Below are 26,121 nucleotides of genomic sequence, written 5' to 3' on the forward strand. Positions count from 1 at the left end.
AAGGCGCCAATAGATTTGGCGCCTTTTCTTTGCTTCACCAATTTAATGGAATCGCCTCGCCATCGGCTGTGAGCATTAACTGGTGAAAATCATTATATTCAGTTAACAGTTGACTCATCCTTGCTCGTCCCACGCCCTTTCTCTGAAACTCAGGATGAATCAGCCAGTTTGGGTTTACAAATGTATCATTTATTAAAAACGAAGAAACATTAAATGTAGTGTAAATAAAGATGAATTAAAGTGGAAAATGCAATGCGAATCTTGCTCGTGGAAGATGAACACAAAACAGGTGATTATCTTAAAAAAGGGCTTTCTGAAGCGGGATATGTGACGGATTGGGTACAAGATGGTATCAGTGGGCTGCACTTTGCGATTACAGCGCCATACGACTTGATCATTTTAGATGTCATGCTGCCTAAAATGGATGGCTGGGCTGTTTTAACTGAAATCCGTAAAACTCATGCCAACCTCCCGATCTTATTTCTATCTGCACGTGATCATATTGAAGATCGGGTCAAAGGGCTTGAACTTGGCGCCGATGATTACCTGATTAAACCCTTTGCTTTCGCAGAGTTATTGGCACGAATCAAAACGTTGCTCAGGCGCGGTTCCTTAAAAGAGGAACGCACTACTTATGTTGTGGCAGACTTACATCTCGACTTGGTAAAAAGAAGAGTGGTTCGCGCTGGCCAACGGATTGATTTGACTGCGAAAGAATTTACGCTACTCGAACTGTTTATGCGCAGACAAGGCGAAGTACTGCCTAAATCACTGATCGCCTCGCTGGTTTGGGACATGAACTTTGACAGTGACACCAATGTAATCGAAGTCGCCATTCGCAGACTGCGCAGTAAAGTTGATGAGGGCTTTAGTCCCAAGCTGATCCAAAATATTCGAGGCATGGGCTATGTATTAGAGGTGGAGGATGAGCAATAAAATACTAAAATCGATCGGTTTTCGAATTAGCTTAATCTCTACAGTTTTTACGGTTTCGATTTTAATTTTTATGGGATTTTTGATTAATCAGCATGTGATTAATCACTTTACTCAGCAAAACCAAGCACAGGTTGAAGGCAAATTGCTGCTGATTGAAAACTTACTCCATCAAAACCCGCCTGACTTACAGCGCAATTTGGATGAAGCTCTCATTGGCCATAAAAACTTGATTATACAAATTAAAAATCAAGAAGGTGCCATTCTGTATCAGACTCAAAATGCAACGCAGCAATTGAGTCAAATACAACAACGCAATCATTCAAAATGGCTGAACTGGATCGACCTGCCCTATAATAATCAAGCAATTGTGCGTACTAAACATCTTCAACTCGCACAAAAACCACAAACAGTCGAAATCATCGCAGGAGTTGAAACGACAGATAATATTGAATTTCTACATTTTTTTGAGCAGCAACTACTCCTCATCGGAATTTTAGGTACCTTATGCATCATGTTTCTCGGTTGGTTTGCAACTTGGCATGGGCTAAAACCCATCCGAAAAATGGCCAAAATCTCTGAGAAGATTACTGCAAATCACCTCTCTAAACGTCTAGAACTTCGGCATGCTCCCATTGAAGTGCTTCCACTGGCCACAGCATTTAATCAAATGCTGGATCGACTTGAAGTCTCTGTTGATCAGTTATCCGCTTTTTCAAGTGATCTCGCGCATGAAATGAGAACACCCATTAATAATTTAATGATGCAGACTCAGGTATGTTTGACCAAAAAACGAGAGATTGAGGAATATCAGGAAGTCTTATTTTCTAATTTAGAAGAATATGAGCGAATGGCAAAAATGGTTTCGGATATGCTTTTTCTGGCAAAAGCAGATCATGCTGATCAATTGAAAAATCGACAGAATATTCATCTAGAAGATGAACTTGAAGCACTCTTCGAGTATTTTGATGCCTTTGCTGCTGAAAAAAATATAATATTAAAACAAAGCGGTGCAGCGATCATTTCTGCTGATCCAGCCATGATCCGCAGAGCCTTTAATAATTTAATTTCAAATGCAATTAAATATGGCCAAAAAAATTCGAGTTTAGATATTCAAATTCAAAATCTTGAAGAAAATGTCATCCTGCTGATTAAAAATAAAGTTCCTATCGAAATGCAGCACCTCAGCCAAACACAACTTATTCGTTTTTTTGATCGTTTCTATCGACTCGATGCTGCAAGGCAACGCACAACAGAGGGTACTGGCCTAGGACTCGCCATCACAAAATCAATTATTGAAATGCATCAGGCAAGTATTGAGGTTTTTTTAATCGGTGAATTTATTGTATTTAAAATCATTTTTAAAAATATAAACACTCAGCAAGCTTAATTACATTTTTGTAATTTCCATGACCATAAACTGTATGGCTTCGATCGCTAAACTAAAACGATTGAAACCACTACAGGAATGAAAAATATGAACGCTTTTATTAACTTTGTCGCAGTCGGTCTTTTCAGCATTTCAACACTAAGCTTTGCATCACAGGCTTACAATCAAGAACCGATGCTTGATTACTACGGCACAGGAAGTGATGGCGATAATACAACGGGGCTTCTGCTCAAACAAACTGAAACGATGCGCTCATCTGCATCTGCCCATCCTGGAAAATCACATCCACCACATACCGATACGATAGCAACAGGAAATGATGCTGAAGGTCATAATCACTTGTCAATCTCCAAGTAAGTTTAAGCGAATATGAATGAGACCCCCAGCTGATTAAAGCTGGGCAAACTCGTTGTTTTTTATTAAAAATCACTCAGCAGTAATAATGCATAATTATTCATTTTATATGATTAAAAAAACACCTCACTCTTATTTATAATGGCGCTTCATAAACAAATGTAGCGTGATCAAATGTTAGGACTATCTTTTGGGCATCTTGCTTTATTTGCACTGGTGCTGATATTAATTTTTGGAACATCTAAATTAAAAACCTTAGGTCAAGATTTAGGTCATTCAATTAAAGATTTTAAAAAATCGATTCAAGAGGATGAATCAATAGACAATCAAATACCGAATACAAGCAAATCCTCAAAATACCAAAACAATCAAGATCATAATCATCATGCTTAAGTATTCTGCACTGTATTCATTTCCATGTTAAATATTGGATTATTCGAGCTGCTTTTCTTTATTGCCTTATTATCGAATTCAACTTGCGCAAAAACTGCTGAGCGAAGGTGTTCCATTACAAGATTGTGCTGAACAGGTTGGCTATCAATCACTGGCAGCATTTACCCGTGCCTTTCAACGCGTCACGCAAAAAAATCCAAGCCAGTTTATGTAATTTCATTCGTTAAATAAATCACGCAATCGCGCATGTATAAGCTAGCGTCAACAAGCTACAATTAGACCAAGCGATTTAATTCGCCGTATGAGATAGAAGAGGAACGCCATGATTAAAAAACTTACACAACAAGATTATTTAAAAATGCCTTGGAAAAACAAATTAGGCTTCACCTTACAATTGGCATGTAGTCATACCCATTTAGATGATTTTGATTGGCGCCTATCCATTGCTGATGTAACACAGGATGGTTCTTTTTCACGCTTTCCCGATAAAAACCGAATCATTAGTGTTTTGAACGGTGAGGGAATTATTTTAAAAAATAAAAATACGCAACATGATGAAACGCTCTATCTATATGATGTCTTCCGTTTTTCAGGCGCAGATGAAATTTATGCTGAATTAGTTGATGGGCCGATTCGTGATTTTAATTTGATTTATAATTCAGTACGTTATCAAGCAGAGCTGTGGGTCTCTACACAGCCTGTTTTTGAAAATACCTTTAGTCATCGCACTTTGATTTTTATTTTCAATCCCAATCAAACGCCGGTTGCCGTGATGGTAAATAACCAACCATTCAACTTAGATCATTTTCAGAGTTTATTGATTCAAGAGCAAAGTAACGCTCAAGTTAAAATCAATGCCACTGAGCAGTCAAAATACTATGTTATTACACTCCGTCTAACCCATGAATAAAATAATGGGCGCCCTATTCACAGCCATTTATAGCCGATCAATCTGAGTAAGACTTCTTTTTCATCGATAGACCAAGAAGTCTTATGCAAGCTAAGCTTTATTTTTTTGTTTGTCGCTTTTAAAAGGCTACGACTATTTGTTTTGCAATGCCAAAAAGTAATCTGACATCAAGCGTGATGCCCAAGACTCCGTCTGACGCAAGCCTTGATAAAAACCACAATGACTGCCTTTTTTAGTGGTGACCAATAAAATATTCGGCATACTGCGAATAAAATCTTTATAAGGTGCTAAATTTTTAATATGACAGATTGGATCGTCTTCGGCATTTAATACCATCAGCGGTATTTTAACATTCTCGAATACATACATTGGATTGGTGGCTTGATTATAGGCATCAAGGGATGGATAGCCTGCCATTTCATAATATTCAGCCTGAAAATCTGCCAAATTCTTGGTTGCTAAAACTTGGGTTAAAGAAGCTGTGTTTTTCCATGTGTTGGCATAAGGATAAATAAAGGCCTTAAATAATTTCTTGGTCATGATTTTGGTATAAAAAGGATGAACATTTTTAAAACCTAACTCGGTGTTATACCCTGGGCATAAAGCAAAAGCTGCTTTAAATGGGGTTTGTTCCCCCTGCTCACCCAAATAACGCACCAATAATCCCGTACCCGCAGAAGACCCAACGGCATAGAGTTCAGAATTCGGTAACTGTTGTTGAATATAAAGAAGCTGTTCGCGTAAATCATCGGTTGAACCAAAAATAGACATTTTAGCGACAGGCATCGGCAGTTTGGCATGCCCCCGACGTAAACACAGCGCAATACGCCAACCAGTATAACGATGTAAGTCGCGCACCAATTCGCGCATACTTTCGGGACTACCAGTAATAGTATGCATTAATACAATGGTGGGTGTCTCCGCTGGAAGCTCTAAACCATACCAAGCAATCCCCGTAATACCGCCATCGGCCATATTTAATTGTTCGATCCGATCGTATTTTAAGCTGATACTTTTCTTTTTAATTAAATCAAAATAGAGTAAATGTGCATGTGGATTTGATAACCAAGGCGTCGGTCTATATTTTTGCTGAAGCTGTGGCAGTAAATCGAGTACTTGCTTGGCTTGACCGTGTGGATCAAAGTACAAAGTCGGTTTTTCTGAGCCACTCAAACGATCTAACCATTGCTGACCTAAACGTCCCACGCGACGTACTGCAAGCTTAATCAAACGATACCCCTACCTTAAATTTCATATGAATCAATATACCTAGACTGTTTTTAGCAGGCTGTGACACAGTAACATATTGTTATTGTGTTACAACCGCAGCCCTTGCTTGATCTATGACTGATGCGATCATTCAATTAACTTCACAGTAAGTTCGATTTTATGACGCAATTATAAGATAAATGGATATCGATTATTGAATAGACCTCGAATAATCAAATTAAAAGCAATCTCGGTTTTAAGAAAAATACAGCGCAGCATTTTTTAAGTATGCGATTGCACTTGACCGGTTTTATTCGGCTGAGGAAATTTAAGCCAAACACAACAGCATCGTTATTAAAATAGCGATAACTAAAAATGCCACCATTTTTAAATAATGATGGCATTGCCTGAAGACATGCTTTGGTGCATTGTTTGGCGGATGATTTTGAGCAGAACCTAGAAACGATAACCCACTTTAAGACCATATCCCCAAGCATGATTATCCTTAAAGCTTGCTATAGATTTTTTTGTTCCATACATAGCAGCAGTTTGTGCCTCGGCATCACCGATGATTAAATACTTAAGTCCGCCTGCAATAAAATACTGCGGTGTTGGACTAAATTGTAGCCCTAATCCAAGCCCCCAATAGCCATTGGTTGGACCTAGCGTTGTGGTTGGATCACCCGCGCCAGAATCCCAAGCCACATTGGTATTTCCAGACCATTTTTCATTAAATTTATAACCGACACCCACGGTGACGGCATATTGGTCATCTGCATATTTCACCAAATCAAAGCCTTTAGGATTATCAGGTGTTGCCCCTCTACGTCCCAGTGCTTCTGAGATTGCACCAAACTGTTTCGGTCGAATCGAAAAATCTTTCCAATTCACCCAACGAAGACTCCCAAATACAGCCAATTGTTTACTGAGTGCTGTTTGTAATTCTAAATTAATTGATTGTGGTATTTTCAGAGCAGTCACTGAATTGACGTTAAAATTAGCTGCAGCAGGGTTTTTCTGCTCAGCAGCAAGCACCAGACTTTGACCATATTCATTGGTCTTTAAATCATGTTCAATTTTGGAGCGGTAGGTAAACGAGATTTTTCGGCCGAGCTCTGGTATCTGGTAAGCAGCACCCACGATCCAACCCAATGCATTATCTTTTTTCAGTGAGGCGTTGTAGGCGCCTAGCGCAGCACGTCCAGCAAATCCCGTTCCACGTAATTTAATATCCATGTCAAAGCTTTGATAGGCAGCACCTGCATAGATATTCCAATTTTTATCAGGTTGATAACCGGCCAAAAAAGTTAGATTTTCTGTATTAATATCCACCTGAGTACGCTCAGTGTTTTGATAAAACACGCCGATATTTGCCATGACCTTTGGATCACCAATCGAATAAGCCGCAGATGCACCAAAAGGCTGATCATATAAAAAGCCGAGCGACAAATTTTCAGTGGCTTGTATTTTGACCGCAACTTGTGGAAGCGTGTAATATTCAGCAATATTTGCCAATGAACCACCACCATAAGCAGTATTCGCTTTTCCCTGAACACTTGGATCTAAAACGGTTATTCCAGCTTCAAAATAATTGCCACGCTGTAAAAAGGCAGCAACAGATTGATTCGATCGTTCGATTACAGCGGCCGATGCAGCTGTGATGGTTATATTTAAGCCAATGATCATAAGTCCTATTTTTTTATTTAGCATCATTCAATTCCTTTGAATTTAATTATTTTTATATTCAAGCTTTCGCTACTATTCCACCCATTTACGCATGCGAATACAGTATTACTGGCTTTTGCCTATCAGAATAATAGCTTCCATCACAATTGAAAAAATATAGCGGATACATATCTCAGAATGTTTTTTAGATTATGAAGTTTGAATATTTTTATAATATTGCACCAAAATCAATACTGTTCAATAAACATACGACTTAAGTTTTAAATTTAACACAACAATATGTTTTTATTGAAAATAAATAAAATATCGACATTTATAACAAAATTGATTTGCTGTTTAAAACAACTTTTTAATTTTATTATCATACTAGCTCACAGATATTTTTTAATTTAAATGATAGCCAGCCCACAACGTATATTTAAAAATAAAATAAACAGCGATTGAATATTTAGAATAAAAAGAATTCTGTATTTTCTATTGGATGATGAATCAGGTTAAATCGAAATTGCTGCATTAATTCGATACTGAGTGCTTGTTGTTGCTGCATGAGCATTTTAAATAGCATTAAAAATTGACCATGACTAAAAACGACTAAATTCCGTTCTTGATAAGCAGCTTTTAATAGATTCAAGCGTTGATAAAATCTTTGTACTCGCTGATAAAGTCCAGCGAAAGATTCAGCATCTATTGCATCTTGATAATCTGGGTCCATTTTTTCCCAATATGCTTCTACCCATAAGCTGCGATCGTACATATTGGTATTGCTACAGCGCTGTTCAGATAAATAACTGAACTCATGAATATCTTCATCTATCTCAGCGCTTAAATTATATTGACTCAATAATGGAACAGCAGTTTCATAAGTTCGTGTATATTTAGATACCATCACATGATCGATTGCCGGTAATTGATGACATAATGCTTGGGCTTGTAAATGCCCATGTGCCGTTAATGAAATTGTCTGATGCGACAATGTCCGACCATTTATATTGGCTTGGCTTTGACCATGTCGAATTAAAACAATACTCATCAAACACCCTTAAGATATGCTAACCAAGATATAAGGCGTACTATTTCAAATGCTTTAATATTGACTTCGCACCTGAATATCCCTGATCGACTGAACGTTGATACCATTGCTTTGCAATGATTAAATCAATTGGAAAACCATCTAAACCATAATGATAATTTTCAGCCAGAGATAAACTGATTGCCGCATTATTGGATTGATTTAATTCATTCAGTAAATCAAATGCTTTGGCTTCATCTTTGGCTACACCATGCCCATTGGCATAGAGTACAACCAAACGATATGTTGCAGGTGAATAACCATTTTCAACAGCTTGTTGATACCAGTAATGAGCTTTTGCATAATCAACTGGAATATCCATACCCAATTCATAACTTTGCCCAAGCTGAGCTTGGGCAATATGTAAGTTTTGATTTGCTGCACGGGTTAACCAATCGATGGCTTTCAAACCATCCTTTTGTGCAAATTTTTCATTTTGATAGAGTAGGCCGAGTAAATACTGTGCTTCATCCTGCCCCTGTTCAGCAACACGACTCAACCAAATAAAGGCTTGATCTAAATTTTCGGCAACATCCTCACCAAAAAAATATTTTTGTCCCAACCTTAATTGCGCACCTTGATGGCCTTGCTCTGCCAATTGCATATAACTAAGAAAAGCCCGCGCTTTATCTTGCTGAACATCAAAACCTAAATCATAAGCTTCTGCTTGTTCAAAAGCTTGTTCTGATTCGTCGACCAGTAAATCTTTAAACTCAAATGTCTGAGCTCCACATGCATTCTCACAGGCTTGTGAAAATGTGGTACTTGATAAACTAAATATGGAAAGACCCATTAAGCAGAAAAATATTTTTTGATATGGCATGCTGATTTTCTACACTAAATTTTCATTTTTAAACATATATAATGCGACTCACAGCCTCAAACCAATGCTGTTCTCTCATGCTGAGTATAACCGCGAAATATTAAAACGAAAGTCCCAAACTCAACCCGCTAAAAAGTTCCAAATATAATCAATTTTTTTAGATGAGGTAATTTTACTGCGAATAATATAAACATCTTGATAAAAGTTATACTGATCTGTGTCGAATATTCTCAGTTTAGCTTCTTGTATTTCACTCTCAACCAAAAGCCGCGGCAACCAAGCGACGCCCAAACCTTGCATCACCAATGCTTTTAAATCACCTGCATTATCGGTTTCATATAAGGTCCGAAAGTTTAATTTATTGACGATAACCTCATCAACACATTTTCTTAAAAAGGCATGTTTACTATAGGCTAACAATGGAAAGTGCTGATCTAATTGATATTGTTTATAGCGCGTATCATTAATTGTGACTGGTAAAACCTCCATCGAAAAGATTTTTCTGGATGCAAATAAGTCATCATCTAATTGTTGCAAGGTATTTCTATCGCAATAACAAATCAAAAAATCGCATGAACCATCTTTGAGTAAGCGCATGCCTTGCTCTAAATTTGATGCGATAATTTCTAATTTTAGTGCCTCAATTTCTTCAGTTAAGGCATGAATAAATTTTGGGAAAAACTGAGTCGTCAACGAATGTGAGACTGCAAACTTAACTGATAACTCATCGTTTTTAATATTCTTTTCAAGGTAATGAAGTGTTGTACTTAATTGATTTTGTATGCTTTTTGAGGATGCCAACAAGATCTGCCCTGCATCCGTGAACTCGATATTCTTGCTGTATCTTTTTAAAATTTTAAAGCCGATTGAGTATTCAATATTTTGAATTCTGCGGGTAAATGCAGATTGAGTAACATGTCGGAGTGCCGCAGCTTTAGAAAAGGAATTCTCTTGTTCGAGCGCAAGTAGATCCTCAATCCATCGAATCTCTAATGACATTGCGTATCCATACAGCAAATGAAAAATAAAGTATAACGCAGTCAGAAAGCGCAGTATGCAAAAAATGCATACAGTTATATTTCTTTACATTAGAAAAAAATGGTCTAGCCTATTAAGATAATTTCCATGCCTTCAACAGAGTTATTTAAGTGAATATACAGATCAAAACACGGACAGAGAAAGACTTACTCGGCTACAAAGAAATCCCTGCAGACTATTATTTTGGTATACAAACCTATCGTGCAGTTGAAAACTTTAATCTTAGTCAAAGTAAACTCAGCCACTTTCCATTGTTTATTAAAGCCCTTGCATTAGTGAAATTAGCCTGTGCTGAATCAAATTTTAAATTAAATAAGCTGCCAGAAAATAAATATAACGCAATTAAATATGCCTGTGATCAGCTCACGCAGGGTGCATTTCATGAACAGTTCCCAATTGATATGATTCAAGGTGGCGCTGGTACCTCAACCAATATGAATGCCAATGAAGTGATTGCAAATATTGGCTTAGAATATTTGCAACAAACAAAAGGCGACTATCAATATTTACATCCAAATAATGATGTAAACATGTCGCAATCAACCAATGATGTTTATCCAACCTCGATTAAACTCGGTTTATTGTTTGCGCTTGATCAATTCAACACGCCTTTTACAAATCTAATTCAGAGTTTCCGCGCGAAGTCTGAAGAGTTTTCTGACATCTTAAAAATGGGGCGTACCCAATTACAAGATGCGGTACCAATGACTTTGGGGCAAGAATTCGCAGCCTTTGCAACAACCTTGCAAAATGATTTAAACAAGATCAATCAAATTATGCCTGAAGCTTTAAGTGTGGTTAATTTAGGCGGCACGGCGATTGGGACAGGTATTAATACTGAAGTTGAATACCGCGAGCAGGCAATTAGCGCCCTTTCAAGAATTACCCAGAAAAATATTTCAAGTTCACCTGATTTAATTGAAGCAACTTCAGATATGGGTGATTTTGTTTTACTCTCGAGCTTGTTAAAACGTACAGCGACTAAACTGTCTAAAATTGCCAATGACTTGCGCTTATTGTCGAGTGGCCCACGCACAGGTTTTAATGAGATTCACTTGGAAGCGCGTCAACCGGGTAGTTCGATTATGCCAGGTAAAGTCAATCCAGTGATTCCAGAAGCAGTCAACCTCGCAAGCTATCAAGTTATTGCCAATGATTTAGCAATTACTTTGGCAGCAGAAGCTGGTCAATTACAGCTGAACGCCATGGAACCCCTGATTGCCTTTAAACTGTTCGAGTCGATTGAGTTATTGAGCAAAGCAATGCAAATGTTCCAAACTAAATGTATTGAGAATATCCAAGCCAATCCAGCCCACTGTCAGGCTTTGGTTGAGAACTCAATTGGTATTATTACCGCACTTAATCCGTATTTGGGTTATGAAACGACCACCCGCATTGCTAAACAAGCCAATGAAACAGGTACAAGTGTATTGACTTTAATCAAAGCTGAAAATTTACTTTCTGATGAAGTTTTATTAGATGCAATGTCTATTCAAAATATGGTACATCCAAAGCAATCCGTTTAAATAAACGAATATGCGTTTAAGATCAAGGGAACCTCAAGGTTCCCTTTTTCTTAATATAAGCATTTTATGATCCGCGCCATTTCGAAAGCACGACTGATATTATTGATATTACTTGTCCTATAAATAGAACACATAGTCCATAATATGAGGCTTATCAGAGCATTACCAAAACATTAAGATACTGGTTTTATAATTTTGAGTTGGTTAAATGAAAGTTTTACATATCGATAGCAGTATTCTCGCAGGCAATTCTGTTTCACGTCAGCTAAGCCAAGCGATCGTAGACCAATTGAAAGTAAAACATGATGACCTCAAGATTGACTATCTCGATTTAGCCCAACAGGATATTCCACATTTAACAACGGCCATTCTCATGGGTGAAAATCCTGCACAAACGGCTTTAACTGAACAGCTTGTTCAACAATATCTCGATGCAGATATTGTGGTGGTTGGTGCTGCAATGTATAACTTTGCGCTATCTTCCGCATTAAAAGCGTGGATTGACCGTATTTGTGCAGCAGGTAAAACCTTTAAATATACTGAAAATGGTGCTGTTGGTTTAGCCGGTGATAAAACCGTTTATATTGCCAGCAGTCGTGGCGGTGTTTATGGTGAAAACCATCCGAGTGATTTCCAAGAAGCGATGCTCAAAACAATTTTTAATTTTACAGGCGTGGATAATATTCAAGTGATTCGTGCCGAAGGCGTTAATATGGGCCCAGAATTAAAAGCCAAAGCTTTGGCTGAAGCAGAACAACACATTCAATTGATTTAAAAATTGATGCGTTGACTAAAATTTTATAGCGCCATATTCGCTTATTTCCCCCCAGCTTAATTTAGCCATGCGGGGGGAAACCGTTTAACCCGCTTCCCCCATACCAATACACGGCTATTTAATTCGTCGAACCAACATAAGTGCCAGCAATGGTGCAATCGAGAACAGCGCAAATAACCACATGGCTGCATGACGAGTACCTTCCACACCGCCAGGTGCGGTAATACCGGCATTATTGACGATGATCCCTGCTATTGCGGTTGCTAAAGCCATCGCAAACAGTTGGACGGTGACGACAGATGAAGAGGCAAGATTCTCCTCACCTTTATTCGCAGCATTGAATACATGAATCGCCAGATGCGGCCAGCAAAGCCCAATCCCCAGTCCAACCGAGATCAAAGCGATAATAAATAAAATCAGCAGTCCACCCATGTCTAATAAATTCGGCATTGGGATAAAGATTGCCAAAGCCATCAAGGCAGCAATAATCAATACTGGTGAATAACGAAGAATTTTTGTGACTTGGGTTGCCGTCTTATTGGCGGTAATAAATGCACCTAAAGTCCAACCACCGGCCATAATCGCTGTCAAATATCCAGCTGTTAATGGTGTAGTTTGCTGTATCACTTGCAAAAAATAAGGCAGATAAACTTCGGTCGCGAGACCCGCAATCATTAAAATCATCACCATAAAGATCAGCCCAATAGGATGTTTCAATGTATAAGCACCTGTAGGCATTAACTTGGTGGTACTTTTTGCATCAATTTTGGCAATCGCGATAATACAAAAAATCACGGCTAAAATACCGATGACATTCAACCAAAGTTGATGGGTTAAGCTCATTAAACTGAGTAATCCAATGCTCAAAACTAAAAAACCAATTTGCGCAAAAGGAATCGCGATTTTGCTTTGACTACGTTGTTGCTGCACGTTCATTTGAACAATAACAATCACTGCAATGAATAATGCGATTGGTACAACCGACCAAAATGCCCACCGCCAATGGCCATATTGTGCAAACAAACCACCAATTGCAGGACCGACCAAGGTTGCAATCCCCCACATCCCCGAGGTAATTCCCATTGCCCTTGACCAGAGCCGCTGTTCAAACACAATTCGGATTAATGCATAACTGAGTGCCAATAAAATACCGCCACCCAAGCCTTGTAATACACGACCCACCAGTAGTAAAGGCATATTGCTGGCTAAACCACACCAAATCGAACCCAGTGCAAATATGATCAACCCAAGTAAATAGGCTGAGCGTGGTGTTAATTGCGCTAATATTTGTGCGGCAAGTGCAGAACCAATAATTGAACTAATAACAAATAAGGTGGTATTCCAAGCATAATATTGCATCCCGCCAATATCTTGCACAATACTCGGTAAAATGGTGGTCACAATATAAATATTAATGGCATGTAAGGCTACACCGCCAGTTAATGCCAACGTTCGTAATCCATTTTTACCGCTTAGTAACTCACCCCATGACGCATCTTGCTGGATCTGCTGTTGTTTACTCATGCTTTGCCTATGTGCCTAACTTTTAACAACAGATGGTCAAATCAGTATGTTGTTAAAAGTATTTTTAAAATCAATTAATCGAAATAAACTCAAGATGCAGCCACTATAAAACCTCAACCTATATTTAGGTCAAGGTTTTATATTTTTAACTGGGGTTTATTTTCAAAGATATTGAATCATCGCATTCAGGTCTTTTATTGAAGTTATTTTAAAACCTGTATTTCAAGCCAAGTTGCGCTTGATAGTCGCCCGAATTAATCGCATTCCCTGCAAGATCACCGAATATATTCCAACTTGATTTATCGCTGAGATAATTAAAACCTATGCCATAGAGAAAATAATCTTTATCAAATGCTGGCGCGTTATACACCACGGTAATATCCCGATCGAGATTTGAGGACAAATCGACCTTGGGAAGATTACGATCAAATGCATAAGCATATTCGGTATAACCACCAAGCAGTAAATGTTTGGATAAGGCATAGTCAAAACGAATACCAGCATGGCCTTTATTTTCTTTTGCACTTAAATCACCAATAGAAACACCATAAGCGCTTGACTCTTTTAACTCATCTAATGACACACGATTATGACTCAGCGCTATATAAGGACTAATCGACATTTGATTTTGATTTAAGCCATAACCGAGTTCAGTATAAAGACCATATTTATCTATATCAGATTTGGCTGTACTTGATTCAGATTGAATCGCATTGGTTACCGTGCGTTTAAACTGAATATCGCCAAAACCATATTTTAAATGTGTAGCAATATAAAATGGTGTTTCAGCTTTCCATTGCGCATACAAACCAAGCGCTGTGAGTTTCGCCTGACTTGTCCCCATTGAAGCCGTGTATTTTGACTTTTCACTGAGATTGGATATATACGCCCCGATTATGGTCTGCGCAAAAACTTTCGTATCCGCACCTGCGGTGATTACGTTCATCTTTGAATTCACCGTGTCCCAACCCGTCGCTTTATTGGTGCTTTCAAGAAAACTGCCCACTGCCCATACACCTGTTATACCCTGCCGCATCACTTGATGATTACGTTGTGTAAGTTGAGCATTTACCAAGGTATCGTTACGCAATAATATGGATGGCGTTTCAGCAAAGAATGCGCCTGAATTTGAGTTTAAAAGCGCTTGTGCTGCCCTGCGATTGGGAGTTTGTTGTACTTGTGCGATGTAATCGGTGAGCTTAGTCTGCTCACCTGCTAAGGCTTGACTATTGGCCTTGCGCATAAGTTGATTGAGCAACTCCCCCGAAGCTATCGAAATACCGCCACTCACCATTCCGGCTGATCTTGCATCAGCAAAATCTACCTCGACAGATACTTTATTCGAGGTCTTTGTCATCCCTTTAAGTTGCAAAAATGGACTCGTCGCTGTATGCGTTGTAAAGACGCCATCAATGCCTTTGGCATAGAGCACATCGTGAACGCCTTTGGTCACCATGGCCTGATCTTTTGCAGAGACTTCCAAAGCGCCATCCAGTGTTGCCTGACCATCAACAGTTAAAAAGTGATGTAGGCTATACGCCAAAGTCCCTTCACGAGTCTGTTTAAAATCTCCATTCATCGTTAAACGACCATCATGGGTTGACACTACCCCATGATTCAGCACTGAACCGACTGTACCGCGCCCGGACAAAGCACCATTTTTATTGACCAACACGTTTGAAGTAATACCACCAGTGACTTGTAATTTTCCTGCATTAATCGTCGTTGCCCCTTGATAAGTGCTTGCACCCGCCATCACTAAGGTACCCATTCCTGTTTTAGTTAGGCCTGCATCACCGTTTATATTATTTGAAAAAATAGCAGTATTTGTAGTTACATCTGCCTCAAAATTTTCAGCAAAGATTTGACTAAAACGTTTCGGGCCTTTTAATGCATCCTCAATATGCAGCGCACCCCAACCAAATTTTTTGTTATATAACAGATTTCCCCCTGAGCCATCATCCAAATAACGTGATGTCGTGAGTAGGACTTGGCGTATCTGATCTGCTGTCAGCCATGGATATTTAGACCAAATCATTGCAGCTGTTGCCGTTACTTTCGGCGCAGAAGCTGAAGTTCCTGCAAACATGATTAATCGACTTTGTTTATCACTATAAATTGGTCCATAATAATAATCAGTTGCCATGCACCAACGTGCAGCATCGCCACACCAACTTCCACCTTCTTGCCTATCATGGTGCAGATCGCTACCGTCAAGGTTTAAACCGGTCACTACCAAAAAACCTTTTTCAAGCTGAGGATTCGTAACGGGTAATAAACTTTCACCATGAGGTACTTGTTTCCCATCATTGCCCGCTGCTAAAACAAGCAATGTATTACGATTCACCAATTTAGCTGCATATTCATTCATTATGGCTTTGTATTCTGGGTTTAACTCTGGTGTACCGCCAGACAGATTAAACAGTTTCACCCCATATTTTTCATTTAAATCTGACATTGCTTGCATATGGGTACTGACAAAACCAATCCCCTCTGGATTGGTGGTACGAACCGCATAAAGTTGAGCAATATCTGTGGCTAAACCAGCAATTGCAGCAGACCCTTCAAGAGGTTTAGCAGCAATAACCTCTGCCACCAAAGTCCCATGATATATCTCACTAATATCTTGCAGATCAAGATTCGCTTCCGTCAGATCCGTAATCGTGGTTATTTTTGTCGTTCGTTTATCTTCATCATAACTAAATACCTTTTGTACGGCATGTTTCAAATAATCATTCACACGAACGCCAGTATCCATCACCCCCACTTTTACTTTGTTCTCCGCAGTGTTGGGCTCAGGAACAGCGTATTGATCCCGGTCATAGACAAATACAGATGGCGGTGGATCTGGCGCACGATCCTCAGGTTGTAATTTACTTAAAGGTGGATTGGGAATAACTGCTTCTGGCCGTTTCAGTCCTTCTGGCACGGTGCTGAGAGGTAAATCAATTGTCGCAACGGGTGGTCGTGGCGTAACCACGTCAATTGGTGATCTAATTGGATGTGGTGCGCTGTCACTCGGTAGATGAGTAACAATGTTTGGCGATGATGCGCCCCCACCACCACAACCTGCAAAAAGAGTACTGATTGCTATAGTTAAAACCGTTTTCAAAAATAGATGGAATTCCATTCAACACGTCCTTATTGTTATTGAGTTCCAAACGATCTAAAACACTATTCTTTTGATTTACTTATCGTTTCTATATGGATTCTTCTTTAATGATGGATGACTCGTCCGTGCAGTCCCGCAACCTTTCCGAGCAACCCATTTTCCAGCACACGTTACACTGAAGATAGAATACAGAAATCACTTATATTTACAATTAAAACAATAGGTTAAATAGCTAATAAAATATCACTTCATACAAACTCTGTGATGCAAAACCTATTTATTTTCAATTTAGTTTGTATCCAAACCGAAGCATTTAAAGTGGTTTATTTCTTTTTAAAATATCACGTACTATTATTTTTTAAGGCAGTGTCTCAAATATGTTTTAACTTGCTCATTCTTGATGGACTCCCCTGCAACTTGTTTAAAATAAATTGTAAATAAACCAATAGAAAACAGGATTTTAGTCATTATTATGTCATTTACACTGATTAATATTTCAACTTATTTTAATGACGATGACACTATGGAAAGAAATCTATTCGCATTATCTGTTCTAGCATCCCTCCTTTTGGTCGGTTGCGGTGATGACAAAGATTCACCAGCAACGCAAAATAAAACCTTAAGTTCAGAAACTGCATTAAATTTTGCTGACAAAGATTGTTGGCTTGGTGGTCAAGCCATCCATACAGGGCTAGATAAAAATGGCAATGGCAAGCTCGATGCCGATGAAATTCAAAATACAAAAAACCAATGCAACACCGAAAATTTATTTGCCAATGGTCTGCGTCTTGGTTATGCAATCATGGATATTAAAGGCGTTGCAGATGGTGCTAAACCAGGCAATAACATTGAGTTTCGTTTAGGTGGATTTGGATCCGACTTGGTTGCACATCCAACCAATAAAAATCAATTTTATGCAGTCACGGACCGTGGCCCCAATGCCGATTTTAATATTAATAAAGACAGTGGGAAAATATTTCCCGATCCAAGCTTTACTCCGCGTATTGGTTTATTTGAAGTTGGTGCAGATGGGACAGTTAAAAAAATCAAAGAAATCTTATTTAAAGATCGTGATGGTCAAAATATTACAGGACTTCCTAACCAGAACTTCGGTGCCACCAAAGAAGCGGCTTATGACTTAAATGGAAAACTGTTAAAACAACAAACCGATGAATATGGACTCGATTCTGAGGGTCTAGTCGCAATGAAAGATGGCACCTTCTGGGTCAGTGATGAATATGGCCCACATATTGTACATTTTGATGCAAATGGCGTAGAAATTGATCGTATAAATGCCTTTGAACAAGATACCCGCCGTGTTGGTGGTTATCTCTTACCGGATGAGTTTGCCAACCGTCGTCCCAATCGTGGCATGGAAGGTTTAACTATTACTCCAGATGGAAAAACGCTGGTCGGTATTATGCAATCCACCCTAAATAACCCAACCGCTGCGGTCAATAAATCAGACCTTACCCGAATTGTGACCATTGACTTGGCAACAAAAAAAGTCACCCAGTATCTTTATAAACAAGAAGGTGGTGCGAATGCCTATTCTAATTCGGCGATTACCGCATTAAGTAATACCAGTTTTCTGGTATTAGAACGTGATGGCGATTTTTATAAAGACAACAGCAATATTTTTAAGCGGGTTTATAAAATAGATTTACGTAGTGCAACCAATCTAGAAGACGTTAAAGAAACCGAGCAAATCAAACAAAATGCCAAACTCGGTTTAACCATTGATGGTCAGACTTTAGAACAATATGTCTTGGCAAAAGGTTGGGACGGTTTAAACGCACTCAATATACGACCTGCTGCAAAAACATTAACGCTCGACATGAATAAACAAGTCAAATTCCCGCACGATAAAATGGAAGGATTATGGCTGATTGACAACAAACGTCTCGGTATTATCAATGATGATGATTTTGCTTTATGGAGTCGAGCTGGTGTGATGGAACAAAAGTATTTAGATACAGATAAGAAAGTCATTGATGGCAATACCTTATACATCATCGACAACTTAGATTTAAAGCCTATTCCATAATGCATCGCGCTGCTTAAAACAGCAATTATTCACTAGAGCTGTGTTAATCAGCTGAATGATGTATATATACCCTCTGAGGCTGCTCCAAAGGCAGCCTCAGGGTTATGGAAGTTAATTATTGGGTTCTAAAACCAAGATCTCGATCAGCGAGATCCCCACTTATCAGCCTAGAGACTTCATTTAACTGCACAATTTTTCCATTTTTAATACGATAAAATGCCAGCATTTCTACAATCATTCGCTGACCATTTTTCAGTTCAATATGCACCAGATGCCGATCAGCTAAGGTATCCCCGGTAAAAGCAGCATCCATCACTTCGAAACGCATGGACGTAGTATCGCGTTTAAGTACATTTAAATGCTTGAGAAAATCTGCAAAATTCAAGGTATTACCATCTGCAACTTGAATATAGTCTGTTGAAAACCACCGTCTAACGGCTGCATCATCATTTAAAGTCTGATTGTAAAAGCCCTGTACCGACACCCGTAGTTGTTCTGCTGTTTGGGTTTGCCATTGCGACTCCCAAGACTGCGCTTGGGTAACGGATAGTGGTAGCATCGGAATAATGCTCATGGCCAAACAGCTTAACTTTCGTTGAAGGCTTTTCACAGATAGCTTCGGGTGAATACGATTTTTTTGCATCATGGGTTCTCTATAGATATTTGTTCAATTGTCAGAATGACGATCAGTGAGCCTTAGAAATAACAGGCACAAAACATCTCGTGAGAACAAATTTACAGTTCCCTTTATGGCTTCACTACCCCATTGAAGACGACTTATAGCGCATTAAGGCCAAACTAGACCTATCTAGCGTATTTAACTGATTTTAAATGGCCTTCTATTGTTTAAGGCGAATAACGTCCAGGGGTTTTCCCAAATGTCCGTTTAAAAAGTGCAATAAATGAACTGCTATTGTCATACCCCAATGCTAATGCCACAGTCGTAACTGCTTGTCCTGAAGCCAACAATTCAAGCGCACGTAACAACCGCACTCTTTGCCGCCATTCAGTAAAGGTGAAACCCGTTTCAGTCACAAAACGACGTGTCATTGTACGGGGTGCAATCGCAACCCATTCAGCCCACATTTCTAAGCTTCGACCATCTGCTGGTTCGTGTATCAGTGCTTGGGCAACTTTCAGTAGCCGCGCATCTTGTGGCAGAGGTAGACCAAGTAACTGGTGTGGTAAAGTCCGAATTTCATCTAAAATCACTTCTGCAATACGCTGCTGTGCCGCATCTAAGCCATCTGTATTCCAAGTTAAGGCTCGATTTACCGTCTCACGAAGTAGGCCTTGAGCAGACACGATACAAGGCGACAACGGCAAATCAGTCGATGCCGTGGGTGCGACATAGACACTCCATCCTTCAAATGGCCCATGAGAACGTAATGCATGCGGAACATTGGGTGGAATCCACACTGCATGTGTAGCAGGAACAACCCAATGATTATTTGGTGTTTCTACTGACAATAAACCACGCATTGCGCCAAATAATTGACCACCGGCATGCTGGTGTTGTGGTGTAATACGTGAATATTGATTGGACTGGCTTACGGCCACGATTAACGGTGCATTTGGCTGCAAGATTTTTTCTAAAGATAAAACAAATGATGTTTCCATTTTGACCTATGTGCATTCTGCCGTGGTATATAAGCAGTCAGCGTGCAAAATAACTGCAATATTTATTAAAAATCAATCAAATCGATGCTACTGCTTTTATGCGAACAAAGTACTTTGAAACAGCCCTATTACGGTTGCTCCTCTGCACAGCTTGATTTATTCGTTGAATGATATTGTCCAATTGAATATGCCCAGACGCAATCATTTTTAAATCCTCCCTCCTTATAGCCAATGCCAAATAAGGGAAAGTACGGACACTCCAAGCGCCGTAAAGTTCTTAAAATCTATGATTACATATGCACTTATAGCTCAAGTGTGACTTGATCTGATTAAAATAAATCGATATAGTTAGCCACCTAACCATTAGGTAGCTAACTATGCTCGCAGCCAAACATCTCTCTCTCTTAAATAAAGTGAATGCGGACACACAGCTACATTCCAATATTCAGCTGTGTTTCGAAATTCTCAGTCTTACCCAAGCCATTGATAAAGATTGCGCACAGCGTCTAGCACCCTATGAACTCTCAGAAAGTAAATTTGTTTTGCTCAGCATTTTAAATGATGCACCTAAGCAGCAATGCTTCCCCAATATCTTGGCCGATCAATTGGGAATTAGTCGAGCAACCATTTCGGGTTTGCTCGATGGCTTAGAAAAATCCAACTATATACAACGACTCAATAACAGTGATGACAAGAGAAAAGTCATTATTCGCTTAACCACACAAGGTGCAAAAATCTTAAATCAGGTCTCGGTCATACATACCGAATGGATTGGCGAATTATTTTCTGATTTAACTGCGACTGAGCAACAACTTCTCAAGCAATTCATTGCCAAAGCTTGGAAAAAAACCGATCAATTTAAAAACTCTCAAAAGGAAAATTCACATGCAATATCTGATTGAACTGTATACCCCAACTGCAAAATGGCAAGCCCTGTCATCAGATGAAAAATCATCATTTTTAAGCAGCATCGCCAATGGTATGCAGGCTTTGGCTGAATATAAAATGCAGGTTATTTCTATGGGAAAAATTGACTCAAATGTTTCCAATACAAGTGAGCACAGTTTCTTCGCAATTTGGTCTTTTGATGATCAGGCGGCTAGAGATGTACTGATTGCAGCCATTAGCAGTACTGGTTGGCATGATTACTTTCAGACCATTAATGCTGCTGGCCACGGGGTTCAGTTCCCCGAACACATGCAACAACTGCTTGAGATCATGTAATATTTAAAACTGCTTCTGCTTAAATCAATGTCTGATTGGCAGGAGTACTTTCACTTTATATATGCTGCAAAAAAACTGGAATATAGATTCCAGTTTTTTATTGCAGCAGATATACGTATATTAAAACCAGTGAAGGCTCTAAATACTTTTAGAAAACATACTTTAAGCCTAGCTGCAGTTGATAATCACCTGAGTTAATCGCATTACCTGCAATATCACCAAATACATTCCACTTCATACTCGGTGTGAGGTAGTTAAAGCCAATACCGTAAAGAAAATAATCTTTATCAAAAGACGGTGCTTTATAGCCAACTGTAACGCTATTGGCAACGTTAGATGACAAATCAACATACGGTAGACTACGATCAAAGGCATAAGCGTATTCAGTATATCCAGCAACTGCGAGGTTTTTTGATAAGGCATAATCAAAACGTAAGCCGAGGTGAGCTTTGCTTTCATTCGCATCGATATCACCAACGGATACACCATAAGCACTTGATTCATTCACAGCATCTAATGAAATACGATTATGGCTAAGTGCTACATAGGGGCTCAGCGCAAATGGGCTTTGCATGAAATCGTAACCGACCTCGCCGTAAACCGCATATTTATCAACATCAGATTTTGCCTTACTGGATTCAAAATCAACGCCATTGGTAACGGTACGATCAAACTTGGTATCACCGAATCCATATTTTGCATTGGCTGCAACATAGAGTGGTGTTTCAGATTTCCATTTTCCATAGACACCAAGTTCTGTGAGTTTTGTTTCGCTGGTCCCATTTGAAGCACTATACTTCGACTTTTCATCGTATTGAGACAAATAACCACCTAGCATGATATTTTCAAACAGTTTGGTATCGGCACCCGCAGAAACCACACGAATATCAGAATCTACAGTGTCCCAACCTGATGCCTTATTGGTACTTTCAAGATAACTCCCGGTTGCCCAAACACCGGTCAGACCTTGTTTAGTGACCTGATGTGTGCGCTGTGAAATTTGAGCATTGATCAGAGTATCATTACGCAGTAATACCGATGGGGTTTCAACAAACAAGGCACCTGCATTGCTATTTAATACCGCTTGTGCCGCGACCTGATTAGAAGACTGCTGTACTTTTGCAATATAATCAGTCAGGCCGTTATTTTCACCCGCTAAAGCATCCGTATTTGCCTTGGCCATCAATTTATTTAATAGTTCCCCAGATGCAGTTGAAATACCGCCACTCACTGTGCCTGCTTTGGCTGCGTCAGCAAAACCAACCTCTATCGAAACTTTATCTGAACCCGTTGTCAAACCATTTACTTTTAAGAAGGGGCTGGTCGATTTATAACTTGAAAATGTGCCACTGACTTGCTCGGCATAAAGCACATCATGTGTACCTTCAGTGACCATTTTTTTATCTTTGGCTGAGACTTCGAGGGCTCCATCAAGCTGAGCCTTTCCATTCACTTTTAAGAAGTGATGCAAGCTATAGCCAAATGTAGCTTTGGCACTTTGCAAGAAATCCCCCTTAATTGTTAAACGACCATCATTGGTGGACACTAGACCATTATTCGAAACCGAGCCAACCGTTCCACGCCCAGATAAAGTCCCATTTGCATTTACCAGTACATCAGAAGTGATACTGCCTGTGACTTGGAGTTTTCCTTGATCAATTGTGGTTGACCCTGTATAGGTACTCTCACCTGCCATGACCAAAGTACCATGACCCGATTTAACCAAACCGGCATCACCACCAATATTATTGGAGAAAATCGCCAAATTGTTGCCTAAGTTCGCGTCAAAATTATCGCTAAATATCCGGCTAAAGAGTTCTGGTCCCTTAAGCGCATCCTTAATATTCAGTGCCCCCCAACCAAAGGTTTTATTAAATAAAACATCTTTGCCAGAACCATCATCCATATAATCGGAGGAGGTTAAAATAACTTGGCGCACTTGATCTGCGGTCATCCACGGATATTTGGACCAGACCATTGCTGCAGTCGCAGTAACCTGAGGTGCAGAGGCGGATGTCCCCGTAAATGTGACCAGATCATTAATCTTATCGCTATAAATTGGTCCAAAGGTGTAGCTTGTCGCCAAACACCAACGCGCAGCATCACCACATGCATTAGCCGCATCCCTAGAGCCCTTGTAAAGCGCATCCCCAGCCTTATTTAGCCCCGTGACAGTCAAAAATCCTTTTTCCATCTCCGAGTGACCGACGGGTAATAGATTCTCGGCATCGGGAAATGAATCACCTTTATTACCTGCAGCAAATATAACCAATGAACCACCATTCACAAGCTTTAAAGCATATTGAGTAATTTTTCCTTTATAAATTTCATCGGTAAAAGGAGCACTACCAAATGAAGCATTAAATAATTTAACACCGTATTTTTCATTCAAGTCGATCATGGCTTGAAAGTTGGCAGTAGTTAATCCTAGGCTGCTTGTATTTGAGGTCCGCACACCATAAATTTGTGCGATATCTGCAGCTAATCCATCTTTACCACCCGAACCAGCCGGGTTTTTTCCTGCAATCACCTCAGAGACCTTTGTCCCATGAAAAGTATTGCCTAAGTCTTGAACCTCAATACCAGCGTTGGTTAAATCATCGATCGTTATTTTCCCTGACCAATAATCTTCAATATAATTAAAAACTTTCTGCACAGAATGACTCAAGTAGTCATTCATACGGACTCCTGTATCCATCACGCCTACATTGACTTTATTTTGAGATGTATCAGGCTCGGCAACCGTGTAATTATTGCGGTCATAAACAAACGAAGGCTTTGGGTCGACTCCACCCTCTGGTGGTTTAGGGTCAGTTCCTCCACCCTCTGGTGGTTTAGGGTCAGTTCCTCCACCTTCTGGCGGTTTAGGATCAGTTCCTCCACCTTCTGGTGGTTTAGGGTCAATTCCACCATTTGTTGGTGGAGTAGAGACTATATTCGGAGATGAAGAACCTCCTCCGCCACAGCCGACTAAAATTGCCCCAATTGCTACAGCTAAAACGGTTGGCAGAAACACTTTAGATTTCATTTTAATACTCAACTATTTATTATTTTAAGCACCCTAAGTATTTGAAAATACATTAAATACTTTTCTTGATTTATATTTACTTAAAAAAATTAATTATTAACATTTAACTCAATAAATACTTTTCAACATTTCTTATTAAGTAGATTAGACGTCGTTACTATTAAAATAAAAGCTGATTAGCTCACTCCCTCTAAAACGATCTAATAATAATTTCTCCTTTGCTTTCATCAATATAAGCTTAATACAACTTAAAAAATAAACCTAAAAACCAAATTAAAACTTATACCAAATCCACAAATTATTAGAAACCCAATATATAAAACCAGTTAAATCTAGCGTTATTTTTATTAAATCCTTCAAAGTTCGGTCGTACAAATAAATAGGATACCGCTCACCTTATCAAGCAAAACCAAGTCTAAAAATACTTTATTTTTCATTTAAATTCTCCAAAACCTTTTATTAATAAAAATAAAAACACCAAAGCCAATAAAACAACCAATTAGTATATTTGTATTATTTTAAAATATAGTTATTAATTCTTTATTCAATAAATACATTGTATTGTTTTTATTATTAAAAATGGAATGAGTTGTCATTATATTAAAAAAATAGTGATAAATATCATATTTATTACTTTCTTGGCTTCTAGGTTTCAATAACATTAACTCAGTCTTTTATTTCTAATAAAGAACAGTGCCACATAAAGATAAAGCCAATGATTTTCATCAATTTACTCTAAAGCTAAAGCGACATTTAATATCAAATTTACAAGATTTTTGCTTAATCTTTTAATCTGCAAAGTGCAGTGTTCTGACCTTCAGTAAAAATATGTAAAACATCCTGTAAAGAACAGTATCAACACGCATGAAACATATAGATTAGCGTACAAAAATGGCCTGCATCTGTTGCTCTCCTAGCCCTTTAAATTAAATCAAAATGCTGACAAAAAGGTGTTAACCCGCTCCTCTAGCTGTAAGCAACCTAGAATTAAAGTCTTAAATGATTGGCAATTTATATCTATTCTTGCCTTAAAGAAGTATTTGGTATTTTCAGTAAATTTATTTTAAAACCCTATAATTACAATGGTTTTTTAAATTAATCTTTCAAAAAAAATAAAATCACAAACTATTGAATTTATTATAACTTTTAAAACAAAGACATATTAATAACAAAGTACGCCAACCGATTAACGTCAGTGTCAAAAACTAAAACCACAACTTCGACTACTTTACTTTATAACTTTTTTATTTTACATCAAACGAAATCACTTGGTTTTTAAAGAAAGATAATCAAAATAAAAACTGTTAAGCACATCACACAAAAAATCAAAACATTTTCGACCACAAAAAACATTCAATTATCTTGTCTAGCACAAAGTTAAATTAAAAAAATCATGATACTTATAAATAACTATAAAACTTCAATAACCCCAAAAGCTCAACTTCATTCAAATTAAAATA

General features: G+C 38.7%; 21 protein-coding genes. 11 read left to right on the forward strand and 10 right to left on the reverse strand.

Annotated features, from left to right (window positions below):
• Positions 1-252 precede the first annotated feature (252 nt).
• From FD716_RS09250 to FD716_RS09275, 6 genes are all read left to right on the forward strand, one after another.
• Complete coding sequence (locus FD716_RS09250) at positions 253-936, forward strand: heavy metal response regulator transcription factor (RefSeq protein WP_139852056.1); 684 nt, start codon at positions 253-255, stop codon at positions 934-936.
• Positions 926-2,323 (forward strand): heavy metal sensor histidine kinase, encoded by a 1,398-nt coding sequence (locus FD716_RS09255; RefSeq protein ID WP_139852058.1) that lies wholly within the window; start codon positions 926-928, stop codon positions 2,321-2,323. The genes FD716_RS09250 and FD716_RS09255 overlap by 11 nt, the downstream gene beginning before the upstream one ends.
• An 87-nt stretch (positions 2,324-2,410) precedes the next feature.
• Positions 2,411-2,680, forward strand: coding sequence for a hypothetical protein (locus FD716_RS09260; RefSeq protein WP_139852059.1), 270 nt, complete (start codon positions 2,411-2,413; stop codon positions 2,678-2,680).
• Between the two features lie 171 nt (positions 2,681-2,851).
• Positions 2,852-3,070 (forward strand): twin-arginine translocase TatA/TatE family subunit, encoded by a 219-nt coding sequence (locus FD716_RS09265; protein WP_139852061.1) that lies wholly within the window; start codon positions 2,852-2,854, stop codon positions 3,068-3,070.
• Positions 3,071-3,131: 61 nt separating this feature from the next.
• A complete protein-coding gene (locus FD716_RS09270; protein ID WP_215895460.1) occupies positions 3,132-3,284 on the forward strand; it encodes a helix-turn-helix domain-containing protein in 153 nt (50 codons plus the stop codon).
• 108 nt (positions 3,285-3,392) lie between these two features.
• On the forward strand, positions 3,393-3,980 hold the full coding sequence (locus FD716_RS09275) for a HutD/Ves family protein (protein WP_139852064.1): 588 nt from the start codon (positions 3,393-3,395) through the stop codon (positions 3,978-3,980).
• 132 nt (positions 3,981-4,112) lie between these two features.
• On the opposite strand, the gene FD716_RS09280 is transcribed toward FD716_RS09275, so the two are convergent.
• The 5 genes from FD716_RS09280 to FD716_RS09300 form a co-directional block, all read right to left on the reverse strand.
• On the reverse strand, positions 4,113-5,207 hold the full coding sequence (locus tag FD716_RS09280; protein ID WP_139853650.1) for a YheT family hydrolase: 1,095 nt from the start codon (positions 5,205-5,207) through the stop codon (positions 4,113-4,115).
• 438 nt (positions 5,208-5,645) lie between these two features.
• A complete protein-coding gene (locus FD716_RS09285) occupies positions 5,646-6,899 on the reverse strand; it encodes an OmpP1/FadL family transporter (RefSeq protein WP_228714936.1) in 1,254 nt (417 codons plus the stop codon).
• Between the two features lie 424 nt (positions 6,900-7,323).
• A complete protein-coding gene (locus tag FD716_RS09290) occupies positions 7,324-7,905 on the reverse strand; it encodes a histidine phosphatase family protein (RefSeq protein WP_139852068.1) in 582 nt (193 codons plus the stop codon).
• 40 nt (positions 7,906-7,945) lie between these two features.
• Positions 7,946-8,767 (reverse strand): tetratricopeptide repeat protein, encoded by an 822-nt coding sequence (locus FD716_RS09295; protein ID WP_139852070.1) that lies wholly within the window; start codon positions 8,765-8,767, stop codon positions 7,946-7,948.
• Between the two features lie 120 nt (positions 8,768-8,887).
• Positions 8,888-9,766, reverse strand: coding sequence for a LysR substrate-binding domain-containing protein (locus FD716_RS09300; RefSeq protein ID WP_139852072.1), 879 nt, complete (start codon positions 9,764-9,766; stop codon positions 8,888-8,890).
• Positions 9,767-9,915: 149 nt separating this feature from the next.
• On the opposite strand from FD716_RS09300, the gene FD716_RS09305 reads away from it, so the two are divergent.
• The gene (locus FD716_RS09305) at positions 9,916-11,331 is read left to right on the forward strand and encodes an aspartate ammonia-lyase (protein WP_139852074.1); all 1,416 of its coding nucleotides are present in this window, start codon (positions 9,916-9,918) and stop codon (positions 11,329-11,331) included.
• A gap of 208 nt (positions 11,332-11,539) precedes the next feature.
• Positions 11,540-12,106: an FMN-dependent NADH-azoreductase gene (locus tag FD716_RS09310; RefSeq protein ID WP_139852076.1), complete on the forward strand. Its 567-nt coding sequence runs from the start codon at positions 11,540-11,542 to the stop codon at positions 12,104-12,106.
• 114 nt (positions 12,107-12,220) lie between these two features.
• Here the strand turns inward: FD716_RS09310 and FD716_RS09315 are convergent, their stop codons facing one another.
• Positions 12,221-13,630, reverse strand: coding sequence for an MFS transporter (locus FD716_RS09315; RefSeq protein ID WP_139852078.1), 1,410 nt, complete (start codon positions 13,628-13,630; stop codon positions 12,221-12,223).
• A 208-nt stretch (positions 13,631-13,838) separates the two neighbouring features.
• Positions 13,839-16,760, reverse strand: a complete 2,922-nt coding sequence (locus tag FD716_RS09320) for a S8 family serine peptidase (protein ID WP_139852079.1) — start codon at positions 16,758-16,760, stop codon at positions 13,839-13,841.
• Between the two features lie 505 nt (positions 16,761-17,265).
• On the opposite strand from FD716_RS09320, the gene FD716_RS09325 reads away from it, so the two are divergent.
• Positions 17,266-18,789 carry an esterase-like activity of phytase family protein gene (locus FD716_RS09325; RefSeq protein WP_139852080.1) on the forward strand — a complete coding sequence of 508 codons (1,524 nt, stop codon included), beginning with the start codon at positions 17,266-17,268 and terminating at the stop codon, positions 18,787-18,789.
• 115 nt (positions 18,790-18,904) lie between these two features.
• Here FD716_RS09325 and FD716_RS09330 read toward each other — a convergent pair whose 3' ends face one another.
• Positions 18,905-19,435, reverse strand: a complete 531-nt coding sequence (locus tag FD716_RS09330; protein ID WP_139852082.1) for a nuclear transport factor 2 family protein — start codon at positions 19,433-19,435, stop codon at positions 18,905-18,907.
• Positions 19,436-19,635: 200 nt separating this feature from the next.
• Positions 19,636-20,409: an AraC family transcriptional regulator gene (locus FD716_RS09335; protein ID WP_139852084.1), complete on the reverse strand. Its 774-nt coding sequence runs from the start codon at positions 20,407-20,409 to the stop codon at positions 19,636-19,638.
• A 377-nt stretch (positions 20,410-20,786) separates the two neighbouring features.
• On the opposite strand from FD716_RS09335, the gene FD716_RS09340 reads away from it, so the two are divergent.
• Complete coding sequence (locus tag FD716_RS09340; protein WP_139852086.1) at positions 20,787-21,311, forward strand: MarR family winged helix-turn-helix transcriptional regulator; 525 nt, start codon at positions 20,787-20,789, stop codon at positions 21,309-21,311.
• Positions 21,295-21,633, forward strand: coding sequence for a DUF6616 family protein (locus FD716_RS09345; RefSeq protein WP_139852088.1), 339 nt, complete (start codon positions 21,295-21,297; stop codon positions 21,631-21,633). The genes FD716_RS09340 and FD716_RS09345 overlap by 17 nt, the downstream gene beginning before the upstream one ends.
• A gap of 148 nt (positions 21,634-21,781) precedes the next feature.
• Here the strand turns inward: FD716_RS09345 and FD716_RS09350 are convergent, their stop codons facing one another.
• Positions 21,782-24,661 (reverse strand): autotransporter domain-containing protein, encoded by a 2,880-nt coding sequence (locus FD716_RS09350; RefSeq protein WP_139852090.1) that lies wholly within the window; start codon positions 24,659-24,661, stop codon positions 21,782-21,784.
• Positions 24,662-26,121: the final 1,460 nt, after the last annotated feature.

It is taken from the genome of Acinetobacter pullicarnis, from assembly GCF_006352475.1.
Taxonomy (GTDB): domain Bacteria; phylum Pseudomonadota; class Gammaproteobacteria; order Pseudomonadales; family Moraxellaceae; genus Acinetobacter; species Acinetobacter pullicarnis.